We start from the raw sequence: 13,652 nt of genomic DNA, 5'->3' as shown, positions 1-13,652 counted from the left end.
TTAATGCTCATTAATTCAGTGGGTTGGTATGAAAATTTTTACACTCGGATAAAACAAATTGGGCTTTATGATCCCAGCTATGGCGTTTAACTAAGTCACTTGAATGAGATTTCCAAGCGATTTGAGGAAAATGATTTATGGCAACCGCTATATCGAGGCGATTTAAAAAGCCTTCCGCAGAATTAGAAATTAAAACCGCTTCTTGAAATCGTCTTACTGCAGGAAAATCGGTTGCCACAATCGGCACTCCTGCAGCTAAATACTCTTTCAGCTTTAATGGATCGCATGACTGTATTTGACCATTATCTTTAAAAGGCAAAATTGAAGCTTGCCAGTGCTGTGAAAAACCAGCTAATTTTTTGTGGTCAATTGCTTGATGATGTGTGACATTATTCAAGCAAAGTAATTCTGAAATATCTACCTCAGCTTTTCCAACCAATACAAATTGGTATTCTGGCCTTTGTCTCGCACAGTACTCTAGTAAATTTATATCTAACCAGCTTGAAATAGATCCATAAAAGCCAATGACATTATTCTTACCTGATAACTCATCTGCTTTGGGTTTTGGCTGATTAAATAAGTTAAAATCGACACCATGTTCAAGTAGCTGTGTTTTATGTGCCGGCATCTTACGCATCAACTTATCACTGATCACAAAGATCCTATCAGCTTTTTCAATTAATGCTTTTTCAAACGCTTCAACCATTTGGTGATCAACGCCTGCAAGGGATGAAAAATCATCACCACAATAATAAATAAGCTTGTCTTGCGGTCTTAACTTTATTGCATTGATGGCGGTGGCGACACTTAACCAATAAATTATTGGCTCTTCGTTTGATGTATCGATTAATTGATTTATTTTGAATGAGTTAAATGCTGAACACAGTGTATTATCATGCCATGGAAACACCAATGGGTTTTGCACTTTGGGAGAATATGATGTGTCTATTTGATTTGCTTTGTCATGTGTTTTGCTTGCATGAATAAACTTATCTTTTATCATCAAAGAAAGCTTTGTAACAATGCGATTCATGTCTTTTAGATTTAAACTTGGCTTTCTCATACCAATTGAATTAAACCAAATGACATCATGCTCTTTTGCAATCCGCGTAAAAAGGTGCTGTGTGCTGCTTGGGTGGCTTCCCCAATCCTCAGCGAAAACGACAAATCGCATAACGTACTCCTACAAAGCTCTGATGACTTTAGCGGGATTGCCACCCGCTAGAGTGAATGGTGGTACATCCTTAGTGACAACAGAGTTAGCAGCAATAATGGCACCCTCACCAATTGTCACACCAGCAATGATGGTTGAGCCTGTACCAACCCATGCACCTTTTTTTACTATGATGTCACCAACTTGATCATCAGTGTCTGGTAAACCTTGTGCGCGTAGCTCACAATCAACGGGGTGGCCAGGAAAACCGGCTAGAAAAATTTTCCCTGCAAAACGAACATCGTCTTCAATAATGACTTTGTTGCCAACCGAAATCGCATTTTGCCACCCTATATCGACATTGTTACCAATACGTAGCTCTGGGGTTTGTTTAGATACCGCACGACCACAAAATGTTGTAATACCTGACATGCGTACATCGTCACCAATAGAGATTTCAAGAGGTCCAAAAATTTGCGGCATACCGCAAAATAATGCGAGTCTTTTTTTAGTGCCACTTACCCGAGATTTAAACATGGGTGTGAAATAAAAGAATTGCGTTGCAGAATGCAAAAGGTTTTGTATGAAGCGATGAATAGCATAAAGGCCTTTATGAAATAGAGGGATCACTGGGAATTCGATATGTCTAATACCAAATACTAGTTTACGGACAAATTTTCCGAGTTGAGAATTATCTGTTTTAACCCAATTTTTCAATGCAATATACATAACTTACCCCTTGTCATCGTTTTCTTTCGTTAATAAACGCTCCAGTGCAATAGTTAACGAAAGTACTATGTATAAAGGCCAAGTGAAGGCTTGTGTTAAAAATGTACCAGAGACCATAAAACCAAATAGTCCAGCTTGAAGAATGTGAACATTAACAAGCAGCGATTCTTTGTTTTTACTCTTACAGTACAAATTACTCCGTCTTAAACTTTTAAATATAGATACAATAAGCATCGCAAAAAGTATAAGACCAACAAACCCCGTTTCACCTAAAACCTGAAACCATGTACTGTGTACTGCATGATTCTTGCCATCCCAATGTGGACTAAAGAAAAAATAATTAACGTAAAAGTTATTTATACCAACCCCTGTGAAAGGGTTTGCTAGTGCCATATTTATAGCTGCTTGCCAAGCGTAAATACGCCCCATGGCTGACTCATCTACCCCTTCTTCGGCTGCACCGCCGCTTTGTCTATCACCTATACCTGCGACAGCCAATAAGAACAAACCAGCCACAGCGCCAATACTACCTAGCACAATTGGATTTTTAATTCTCTTTGAAATAAAGAAGCCCATGATGGTTAAAATACCCAGTAAGCCTCCACGGCTTTGCGTTGCGATTATTCCCCAGCACATAAGCAGCATGCCGAGAAATGCGAGGAACCTAAAAAAAGGTTTGTTATTTGAGTTAAAAACTTCGCCAGCAAAAAATGCCACTGGAAAAAGTAACACTAAAGATAAGTCATTTGGATCACCGATCTGTGATCGATATTCTCGAGAGATTGTCACCCGAGTGCCTTCAATAAGACCAATACCATTTAGTTTGTTGTAAATGGCGACACCGGCTAATAGTGCACCAGAAATCATTATACCTATACGGGTATAGGTCATAAGCTTTGCGGTATTAATGAGCCAACTAATAACGAACACCATTAAGAATACTTTTGATAACGTACCAGTGTACATCGACATCGCCTCTGCACGGTTAGTTGCCATAAAAACACAAACAGTGATCCAGAAGAAAAAGATGGTAAAAATGGCATGACAAGTATGCCAAAAGGGCTTAAGTTTCATGCTGATGAATAAATGCCACACGATGCCAAGCATGGCTGCCAAAGCCAACATTTTTGGAATTTTAAAGTTATAAAGAACAGGAAATGCTTCGTGGAGTCTGAAATAACTAAATAAAATAAACAGTATGACAAAGGCTGTACTGGCTTTTATTGTACTGTAAAGTGCAAAGGGTAACAGCAGCAATGCAAAAACTGATATAACCCCAAACGTGGTGTACAAAACATACGTCAACATACATAACATGGCGGCAGCAGACAAATATTGTAATTTTTGATTCTTACTTTGGTGTATATCCATATTGCTACCCTCTTAGAAGATGCATGACTTGTTTGCGTTGAATAAAACCTACACTTAAAACAATCAGACAAGCACTTGCAAAAAGTATCAATGCATACAATTGATAGTGGGAAACCAGCAATGTCTGCGCCACCAATAGGCTTATCATGAGAATCAAATATTTGTATTTATATGGTAAGGTCACCAATAGTTGACTTCTAATTAAGAACATCAAACTACGGATCGTATGAACTGCAATTAGTACATAGAGCATCATGTTTAAATCATAATATTTTAAACTCAAGTAGCAGCCAAAAATGGCAAGCAAAGCACAAAGCCCATTTATGATGGGTGCTGCTTGTGCATTGTTTTTGTAATAACAACCTAGATTCAGTAGTTCAGATATGGTTTTTATGAAGAAAACAACGCATAGCCAAGGTAGTATTTGTTTAGATTCTGCATATTCATCAGGCAGCAGAAAATCAATCATAAATGGTCCCAGTGTCATCATGGTGATAACTATGAGCAGAGCATACGCTAAACCATAGAGTGGGATATCTGCTGCTTTTTGCTCATTACTTTGAAACGTATTGAATCGTTGTGGAAACCACCATAATCTGAATGGTTCGAATGCTATAGAAGTTACAAGCGCGAATTGTGTTGCAACAAAATACATAGCGAGTGTTTCTTTGCCCTGAAACGACACTAAAAACCAGTTTTCCGCGCCATTTAAACCATAAGCAAATAGAGAAGATAAGGTAATAGAAAGAATATAAAGGCCATGTTCATTCGTTATGTTTGTTCCACTATTTTCGTTTGCAATTATAAAGGCTCTATAATGCCAAGCAAGAATTAAAAGAATAAACCATACAGCCATAGCGCCCGAAAGCATCACGCCAACAACACCATACCCAGCTTCGAGCAGTAACAAAGTTAATAAGGCTTGTAGTCCCCCTTGTGATACAGAGGTCAACATAAATGCTTTTGCTTTGCCATGGATCCTAAGTATAGCGAGCGGTAAAGACAAAACTACACTGCCCCCTAGGTTTATGAATAGCAGTCTTAATGCCTCTATCGACACTTGGGTTGGAAGTAGCGTTACTAAAGTATCTACAAAGAAAATTGCAAATATAAAGCACAAACAAGCGCTACAAAGTGCAACCTTTAAGTATGATTTGTAAAATCCAAAGCGCTGTGAATTGTTTTTAAATTGATTGAATCTATACAGCAATTCACTTAGACCAAGAGACAAAACAATACTCAACATACTGGCAATACTGACTAGGAAGTTCAGCATACCGTAATCAGATACACTGAGATAGCGCGTCATGATCGGCATCATAACCAGACTAATGCCTTTTAAGCTTAAAATCGCTAATGCGTAGTAGACTATGTTTGTCGCCTTACTCATGATTAAGCCTGCTGTATCCAATCAGAAAGTTGCTTGGCTTGTTTAAATGCATCAAATCTTTCAAGTACACGCGCTCTAGCTGCAAGACGCATTTTAGATCTTTGTTCTTTACTTAAATGTACATATTGATTAATTGCGCGTGTTAAAGCTTGTGTGTTACGACTTTCTACAAGATAACCAACTGAGTCATCGACTATCTCAGCACACCCCATCACATCACAGGTGATCACAGGCAATGACATTGCCATCGCTTCTTTTAGAACGACTGGCCCCGTATCTTTGTCGCCGTTTTCAGCAATACAAAATGGCGCTAGAAATCCATCATAGTGTTTCGCCATATTTCTTATATCTTGTGGTTTTTTTGCACCTATGAAGTCAATATAGTCGTTGAGTCCCATTTCATCGACTTGATACTCTAAAGCACTCCTAAGGGGCCCATCTCCAATAATATCTAGCTTCGGTCTAATCTCAACAGGTAGATTAGCTAGTGCACTAATCGCGTAACTTAGCCCTTTTTTTTCAACTAAACGCCCAACAAAAAGAAGTTTAATTTCTTTGTTAACTTGCAATGAGTCGGGTTGGAATGTTTCAGTATCTACACCACAATGCAGCAACTTTGCTTTGGTAGGAGAAAATCGATGTAACAATTTAAGCATGTCTTCGCAGACTGCAACGCAAAAGTCACATTCATGCACTTTTGCTTCTAAATCCGCGCTGTTTACATAGATATCATGTCCATGACCAATTGATGACACACTAATTTTTGCAAGTTTTGCTGCAACAACCCCATATGCCAGACTGCTATGCATAAAATGACAATGCATATGCTCAATTTGGTTTACTTTAATTATTTGAGCTGCTTTTGTCGCAAAGAATAATAGCGAGGTAGTACTAATTGCACTTTGTCTCACTGATGCTTTAATGCCTTTAACTATTAAAGCAAAAGGCAGTTCAGTTAGGCTAAATATGGTGTCTATTATCTGCGTTTTTTTCAAAACATGAACATCACAAGGCAGCTCAATGTCGTTTTCACATTGTTCAAAAGTAATAACAGATACTTTATGACCTGCTTTTTGTAATGCTTTGATTTCTGTAATGACAAATGTCTCAGATGGTACGGGAAAGCTCGGGACCATAATTGCGATATGTTTCATTTTTAAACTCCACATTAAGATATGCTTTTACATCGCAATCTCTGTGCCGCTTAAAAAGTATCTTTAATTGCAAATAACCATCATAAATTCGAAATTTTTTCGCATTTTGCAACGCAATCTTACAAATTCTACTGTAAATAGGCACTTTTAAGGGTGGAACAAAGCTTGCCGTATCTAATCAAACATGAATTGGAGATACGATTATGCAACCTGATGTCAGTGTGATAATTCCTAATTACAACTGCTTGGAGTTTTTACCTAAAGCCATAGATTCTGTAATGATGCAAAAAGGTGTTAATTGCGAAATAATCATCGTAGATGATGGTTCAACAGATGGTTCTGTAGACTGGCTATTAAAGCAACAAGTCAGAAATCCTCAGATCCGTTTAATCACACAAGCTAATCAAGGTGTAATCGCAGCAAGAAATCGCGCGATTAAGGCTGCAACCGCGCCATATATCGCTTTTTTAGACGCTGATGACTTTTGGTATAAAGATAAATTAGAGAAACAAATTAACTATTTTAAAGCCAACCCTAATTGCGGGTTATCTTTTACAAACTATGACCATCTCACTATGAATTATGAATACATCATTGATTGTTATGGTTATTGGCCCGAGTTTTCGAAACATAAAAATAAGTGCCAAGGTAACTATGTTAGTTTAGATGATGCGATCAATTTTCTATTAACTACCAATGTAATCGGTACATCGTGCGTTGTAGTTAGAAAATCAACAATCTTAGAAGCTGGTGGTTTTGATCCAAGCCTCAGAAGTGCAAGCGATTGGGATTGCTGGTTGAGAATTGCCCTTATTAGCGACATTGCATATACCGCAGATAACACCATGGGCTACTTGATGAGACCTAATTCAATCACTTCTAACAGGCAAAAACGCTTAGATGCCATTGAAGACATCATCAACCGCATTGGGCAACACGAAACAGTCTCTGAAAAAGCCAAAGAGCATGCTCAGGCTTGGCTATTAGAGTCATATGGTGAAATGTATCGTGAAAATCATAACTACTTAAATTCAATTAAGTTTTCACTTAAAGCTTGGCGTTTATACCCACATATAAGACACATAAAACAATGCGCCCATGATTTAAAAGCGCTATGCAAGCAGAGTCTAAGTTTGTCTGTTTAGATTTTTTATTCTAGCATTTATATAGATACTCAGGTATCTGAACACTAAGGAGTTATTATGGGACACATATTACTAGTAGATGATGAGCCTGAAGTACTAAACGCCATTAGTCGAGTACTAAGAAAAGATTATAAAATCAGTAAGGCCAATGGTGCACATGAAGCGCTCAAACTCATAGCTGACAACGAATTCGATATTATTTTGTCAGATATCAGAATGCCTAATATGGACGGCATTGAGTTACTGACTCAAATAAAGCGAACAAACCCAGAAATTGCAAGAGTTTTACTATCTGGTTATTCAGATATGGATGCATGTCAAAAAGCCATAGAAGATGAAGTGGCAAGTATCATTTTGACAAAGCCTTGGGATAACTTTGAGTTAAAAAATATCCTAAAGATAACACTTAAAGCTAAACAACTTGAAATTGAAAATAATCAGTTAAAAGCTCAGCTCAGAGCTCAAATAGCCTAATATCAAATAAGCCCCTATAAAAGGGCTTATTATTTTTGTTTTCTAGATTTTCTTAGATTTAAACGACTGCCGTTTGTTTACTGCTGATGCCAATAATTCTTTCAACAAGCATGTAATTTACTGGTACCAAGACCAAAGTGATCAAGGTAGCAAATACAATCCCGAACCCGAGTGATACTGCCATAGGGATCAAAAACTGTGCTTGGGTTTGCTGCTCGAATAACAATGGCATCAAACCAAAAAATGTTGTGATACTGGTTAACATTACAGGTCTAAATCGAGCTACGCCCGCATGCAATACAGCCGTATCGACTGATTTGCCATGCTGCTTCTGCTTGTTAATATAATCCACCAACACCAATGAGTCATTTACTACCACACCTATAAGCGCCAACATACCCAACAAGCTCATAATGGTTAAATCCATGCCCATGATCCAGTGCCCTATTACCGCGCCTATCATGCCAAATGGGATAACGCTCATCACAATGAGTGGCTGTATGTAGGATTTAAATGGAATAGCTAATAACGCATAGATAATGAAGAACACAAATATTAACGCCCAACCAAGTGAACCAAAAGATTCTCTTTGCTCTTTCGCTTCACCTTCTAATGAGTGATTAATACCTGGGTATTGCGCTACCAGATTATCTAAATAGACCTTTAATTCTTGCTGCAACACTGTCATATTGGTGTTGTTCTTTTCAACATCCGCAACAACATTCACTGTGCGGTATCTATCAATACGGTAAATCGTTGAAGGGCTCTGGCCTGGTATAAGCTGGGCAACATGATTTAGCGGTACTACCCCACCATTAGGTACTTTTATCAGTAACTCATTTAATGTTGTCAATTTGCTTCTTTCTTCAAGCGGCAAACGCACCATGACTCTAACATCATCTCTTCCACGTTGAATACGTTGTACTTGCGCACCAAAAAAGGCACTTCTAATTTGCCTTGATATTTCAGTGCGTGTTAAACCTAAAGCTTCTCCTTGCTCCGTTAATTCAATTCTTAATTCATCTTTACCGTCACTTAGACTATCTGAAATATCAAATATGGTTGGATAAGTCGCCAAATGTGTTTTGATTTTTTCAGCTGCCTCTTTTAACTGAGTTAAAGAGGTCCCTGTTAGTTGCACATCAATAGGATCGCTAGAACGACCAATTTCTGCTCTGAATGTAAAAGACTCTGCTCCAGGTATTACACCAATCAGCTTTCGCCACTCTCTTACAAGTTGTCGTGAATCTATATCTAGATTTCTAGATTCCGGTGGCGTAATTTCAAAGCGCACTCTTCCAACATTACTTGCGCCTCCTCTACCACCTGTTGTTGCCAGAATATGAATAATAATACTTTCACCTGTATCAGGGTCTATATATTTGTCTTTTAAAACCTGCGCTTTATCAGCCATTAAATCGATGTATTTTGCTGTCACATCAAATGGGGTACCAGCAGGCATAGTTAAATTTGCTCTGACTGTCTCGCTCGGAATGCGAGGGAAGAAAATGAATTTAGTCCACCCTGTCATGATAAGCGTCAGAATAACAAAGAACACGCTAATAAAGCCTACCAGTGTCGCTAACTTGTATTTTAATGCTTTTTTGAGCACCGGTTGGTAGTACTTTAAAATAAACTGCTCAAAACCATCGGCAAACCCTTGCTGAAATAAGCTGAACTTATTGACGCTTTGTTTCTCATTTCTTAGTTTTAAATATTTAAGGTGCGCAGGTAAGACGAACTTAGACTCAACAAGCGACATTAATAAAACAGGAATAACAACCACGGGGATTTGTGCAAATAACGCTCCTCGATTTCCTTCTATGAACGCCAAAGGCAGAAAAGCTGCTACGGTAGTCAGCACACCAAATGTAACAGGTGTAGCCACTTCTTGCGTACCGCGTATCGCTGCGATTTCACCGCTTTCTGAAGTTTTAAGGTGGGTATAGACGTTTTCTCCTGTCACGATAGCATCATCAACTACAATCCCGAGAACTAGAATAAAACCGAATAAGCTCATTATATTAAGGCTAATGCCAAATATCGGCATCGCGATAAACGCTCCCATAAATGAAATAGGAATGCCTATAAATACCCAAAACGCAATTGAAGGACGTAAGAATAAAGTAAGAAGCGCAAGAACTAAGATCCCCCCTTGAATTGCATTAGACGTTAAGGTGGCAATTCGATTCTTTACTATAACCGAGTCGTCATCCCAATAGCTCATTTCGAAGCCTACAGGCAGATTTACCTGAGTATCGCTAATGTAGTTTTTAACTTTATCAGCGACATCAATGGCACTTTGATCGCCAATACGGTAAACCTCAATAAATGCGGCTTGTTTACCATCGAAACGAGTTCTAACCGGTGTCTCTTCAAAGCCATCAAGAATGGTTGCAATGTCTCTTAAACGAATTATGGAACCATCACTGTTGGTTTTGATTGCGATGTTTTCAAATTCGTTTTTTCTATAAGCCTGCCCTTTAGAGCGAAGTAATATGTCACCACCTGATGATTTTAGATTACCTGCTGAAATATCCGTACTTGAACTGGCGATTAAATTAGAGATTTGAGCGATAGTTAAGTTATACTGTCTAAGCTTATCTTGGCTGATTTCGATGGCAATTTCGTAATTACGTACCCCATCTAGCTCAACTTGAGTGACCCCAGGGATACGTAAAATGTCATCTCTGACTTGCTCAGCAAATTCTCTGGTTTCAAGCTCACTGTAGTCCGAAGAAATCGTGACATTGATCACATCTCTTCTGCGCTGGGCAAGCGAAACAATCGGTTTTTCTGCATCAGCGGGAAAGGTATTAATTGCATCTACACGGCTTTTTATGTCTGCCAACATTTCTCGAGAGTCGTAGCCTGATTCGACTTCGACTGTCACACTCGCTGAATTCTCAGAGGAACGAGACGTGATGCGTTTGATCCCTTCTAAATCTTGAACGGACTCTTCAATGCGAATTGCAATGCCCTGCTCGACATCTTCAGGGGTTGCACCACGTAAGCTCATTGAAATGCTGATGCGATCTGTTTCAAATGACGGAAAGATCTCTAAAGGAATTTTATTTGAGAGTGAAAACAAACCTGCAAATAAAATTGCAATCATTAATAGGTTTGCCGCAACATGATTTCGCGTAAACCAAGCTATCATGTGTTTTCTCCATTATCAGCATCACGTTCCTTTTTACTTCTATCTCGTTTTCTTTCACCTTTATTGTGGCCCTGTTCGTCTCCAATTAAAGTGACAGGTGTGCCTGAACTAACCTGACCAAGGGGGGTTGTGATCAAGGTATCCCCAAGTTTAAGACCATTTTGCACTAAAGTGACAAATTCGTTTTGCCAGTCGTAGTCAATATTAACACGCTTTAATAAATTACCTTTTTGCAGCACATAAACATATGTACCTTGATAAATTGCTTCGTTAGGTATTAAAAGCGCATTGTTAATCGTTTTACCTTTGATTGTCGCATTGACGTACTGACCGATTTTAATGGCATTTTTTGTTGAATCGAAGGGTGATAAGATTTGAGCCACAACATAGAGCTGTTGAGAATTATTGTCTATGGCGCTTTCTGTTCTGACTAACTTACCTCGCCACTTTTGCTGACCAATTAAATTAGAAGTAAATTGCACTTCTGTGTCTACAGCATTACTTTGCCCAAATCGATTTTGCTCAGGTAAATCTATATAAGCGAGATCTCGGTTATTGATTGGTAGGCGCACTTCAACATAATCTGTCGCATAGATATCAGCAAGTTGTGTATTACCATTGACCACCTGACCAACATCTATTTTCTTAGACAAAATTCGACCTGCATAAGGTGCTATGATTTTTGTACGCTCAAGTGAGAGTTTTGCTTTATCTAATTTTGCTTTGGCTGATAAAACATTAGCTTGCTGAGCGGCTAGTTGAGGCTTTCTTAGAACCAGATCGTTTGCTTCTGAGCCATCACCTAACCTTTGCCAATCAGCCAAGGCTTGTTTACTTCTGGCTTGCTCTTCTAGTAAAGATTGTTCTGCATTGAGTAATGCAGCTTTGGCGATATCGACTTCAGCTTGGTAATCCCTTTCATCAATTTTTACCAGCAACTCACCTTTTTCGAAAAATCCGCCATCACGGAAACTGTCACTGATATAACTGACTTGCCCTGAGACTTGAGAAACAAGCACACTTTGAGTACGTGGTTTCACAACACCAAAACTGGCGATAGATACTTGAAAGTCTTCGCTTTCAAGATCTTTTCCTTCAACCAGAATTTTTGCACTTCCTTGAGGTCGGCCTCTTTCATTACTCGGTTTATTGTTTACAATAAGTAGTATGATCATGGTACTAAAAACAACCACCAAAATCGGTAATACAGCCTTTTTTAAGTTGGTTTTACGATCATTCATTATTGTACTTCCTGAGAATCGACTGGGTATTTACCACCAATTGCTTGGTAAAGAGAAAAGCGGTTTTGTAATAATTGGTTATTAAGAGAAATGAAATTACTCTGCGCATCAAAACTACGCTTTTGCGCATCTAACACAGTGGTGTAACTGACAAGACCTTTTTGGTATTGCTCAAAAGATAATGTCGCGGCAAGCTTTGCATTTTCAGATGAGTGTTTTACTTTCTCAAGTCTGGCAATAAGCGCTTGCTCGTTAGCCAAACTGTTTTCAATGTCTTTGAAGGTCGAATTAATATCTTCTAAATAACTCACCTCAAAAGTCTTTAAGGTTAGCCTTTGCTTTTCTTCGTTGGCGGCGAGCCTCCCTGCATTAAAAATTGGTGCGGTAATGCCTGCTAAGAAATTCCAACCAATTTGATCGAATCGGATTACATCTGAAAATTTTTCATCCGCTGAATCGATACTCAGAGACAAATTAAAACTTGGGAAGCGCTGTTTATGCGCATAAGCCAATGCTGCATCTTGGGCTAATAATTTAAACCAAGCAGATTGAATAGCTGGCTTTTGTTTGATAACCTCGCTTGGCAGGCCAAGTGAATTTAGAGAGCTCAATTCTGGAAAATCAGCATAGGTAATTACATTAGCTTCCGGATATTCAGCCAATAAAGTTTTGAGGTCACGTTGTAAACGCTTATTACTGTTTAGCAATTCAAATAATTTAGCTTGTTCGTTATTTAATTCCGTTCTTGCCAAATACACATCAAGTGCACTGTTTAAGCCTTGTCTGTAACCCTTCTCTATAATATCAACGCTTTGTTTTGTGAGTTCTGCTCGTTCTTTTTGTAATTTTATTTGTTGTTCTGACTCAACCAAAGAGTACCAAGATTTAGATACGCTTGTGACTAAATTGATTAGCTGTTGTTCGTAACTAGCAAGTGCTGATAGATAATTAAGATTAGCTTGCCGACTATTGGCACTGAGCTTTCCCCAAACATCAAGTTCATACTTTAAATCAAAACCAAGACCATAACTTGATGATGCACTTTCTTGGTCTGCTTGTTTTCTTTTGTTGTAATCGAAACTAGATGAAAGATTTGGTAAAAAGTCTGCATCTGCAATAATGAGTTGTTGCTTGGCTATGTCTAATTCTAATCGTGCTTTACGAATCGAACGATTGTTGAAAATTGATTGCACTATCAACGTGTGTAAGTACATATCTTTATTGATTTCTTGCCAGCTGTTAGAAGCTTTCCCATCAGACCCATATTCAGACCAATTAATCGGCACGTTGTCTTGAGGTATTTTATTTGATTCGAATGTTGAACTACACCCAGCTAAAGCTGCACATGCTATCAACACAAGACATTTCTTTTGCATTGTTGAACCTATTAATTAATATCCGCTTTAATACCAATTACATTAAACTTATAGTCCATTACTGCGACAGAAGAAATGCTCAATAACGATGTTGAAATTTTAATGTATAGTTGCTCTATATAATAAATTTCAGAAGAAGTTAATGGACATTTAAGCTCGCTAGAATGGCAGGTTATTTAACCAGATTGATATAAGTCTATAGCTGGATAAAATTGTCAACAATCATCTTTACAAAGACTTACATTACACTACCAAGCCCAAATACGTTAAAAACACCAATTTAGTTTTATTTTTTCGCTATAGAAAGGCAGAAAAAATGTTAAGAGTAGTGTAAGAAAAGCGAAATGCGCTTTTCTGCTAAATAATTGAAAGGTATAAAATTGAAACAATAGAGGCCAGCATAGTTGAGAATGTGGGTAACATGCCTGCTACTCGAAATTTTAAGTTTTTCTGGTTTGT

Annotated in this window: 10 protein-coding genes; 2 read left to right on the top strand and 8 right to left on the bottom strand. The window is 38.2% G+C overall.

The genetic code is table 11. The features are described from left to right. Positions 1–10 precede the first annotated feature (10 nt). Genes ACGHEH_RS09920 through ACGHEH_RS09900 form a run of 5 tightly spaced genes read right to left on the bottom strand, consistent with a single transcriptional unit; the run spans position 11 to position 5,797 of the window. The gene (locus tag ACGHEH_RS09920; protein ID WP_390444653.1) at positions 11–1,174 is read right to left on the bottom strand and encodes a glycosyltransferase family 1 protein; all 1,164 of its coding nucleotides are present in this window, start codon (positions 1,172–1,174) and stop codon (positions 11–13) included. Positions 1,175–1,183: 9 nt separating this feature from the next. Continuing rightward, positions 1,184–1,882, bottom strand: a complete 699-nt coding sequence (locus ACGHEH_RS09915; RefSeq protein WP_390444651.1) for an acyltransferase — start codon at positions 1,880–1,882, stop codon at positions 1,184–1,186. Positions 1,883–1,885: 3 nt separating this feature from the next. Next, positions 1,886–3,253, bottom strand: a complete 1,368-nt coding sequence (locus ACGHEH_RS09910; RefSeq protein WP_390444649.1) for an O-antigen ligase family protein — start codon at positions 3,251–3,253, stop codon at positions 1,886–1,888. 4 nt (positions 3,254–3,257) lie between these two features. Continuing rightward, positions 3,258–4,643 (bottom strand): lipopolysaccharide biosynthesis protein, encoded by a 1,386-nt coding sequence (locus ACGHEH_RS09905; RefSeq protein ID WP_390444647.1) that lies wholly within the window; start codon positions 4,641–4,643, stop codon positions 3,258–3,260. Positions 4,644–4,645: 2 nt separating this feature from the next. After that, positions 4,646–5,797 (bottom strand): glycosyltransferase, encoded by a 1,152-nt coding sequence (locus tag ACGHEH_RS09900; RefSeq protein WP_390444645.1) that lies wholly within the window; start codon positions 5,795–5,797, stop codon positions 4,646–4,648. 203 nt (positions 5,798–6,000) lie between these two features. Between ACGHEH_RS09900 and ACGHEH_RS09895 the strand changes: the two genes are divergently transcribed. Both ACGHEH_RS09895 and ACGHEH_RS09890 read left to right on the top strand, forming a co-directional pair. Beyond that, positions 6,001–6,942, top strand: a complete 942-nt coding sequence (locus ACGHEH_RS09895) for a glycosyltransferase family 2 protein (protein ID WP_390444642.1) — start codon at positions 6,001–6,003, stop codon at positions 6,940–6,942. Positions 6,943–6,999: 57 nt separating this feature from the next. After that, positions 7,000–7,416 carry a response regulator gene (locus ACGHEH_RS09890; RefSeq protein ID WP_390444640.1) on the top strand — a complete coding sequence of 139 codons (417 nt, stop codon included), beginning with the start codon at positions 7,000–7,002 and terminating at the stop codon, positions 7,414–7,416. A 58-nt stretch (positions 7,417–7,474) separates the two neighbouring features. On the opposite strand, the gene ACGHEH_RS09885 is transcribed toward ACGHEH_RS09890, so the two are convergent. The 3 genes from ACGHEH_RS09885 to ACGHEH_RS09875 are packed head-to-tail and all read right to left on the bottom strand — an operon-like array spanning position 7,475 to position 13,193. Next, positions 7,475–10,576, bottom strand: coding sequence for an efflux RND transporter permease subunit (locus tag ACGHEH_RS09885; RefSeq protein WP_390444638.1), 3,102 nt, complete (start codon positions 10,574–10,576; stop codon positions 7,475–7,477). Further along, on the bottom strand, positions 10,573–11,817 hold the full coding sequence (locus ACGHEH_RS09880) for an efflux RND transporter periplasmic adaptor subunit (protein WP_390444636.1): 1,245 nt from the start codon (positions 11,815–11,817) through the stop codon (positions 10,573–10,575). Before ACGHEH_RS09880 ends, ACGHEH_RS09885 begins: the two co-directional genes overlap by 4 nt. Then, positions 11,817–13,193, bottom strand: coding sequence for a TolC family protein (locus ACGHEH_RS09875; RefSeq protein ID WP_390444634.1), 1,377 nt, complete (start codon positions 13,191–13,193; stop codon positions 11,817–11,819). The genes ACGHEH_RS09880 and ACGHEH_RS09875 overlap by 1 nt, the downstream gene beginning before the upstream one ends. Between the last annotated feature and the right edge of the window lie 459 nt (positions 13,194–13,652).

Source organism: Pseudoalteromonas sp. MTN2-4 (genome assembly GCF_042848605.1).
Lineage (GTDB): Bacteria > Pseudomonadota > Gammaproteobacteria > Enterobacterales > Alteromonadaceae > Pseudoalteromonas.
Note: the sequence above shows the minus strand (reverse complement) of the source record. Positions and strands in the feature narration are given on the sequence as shown.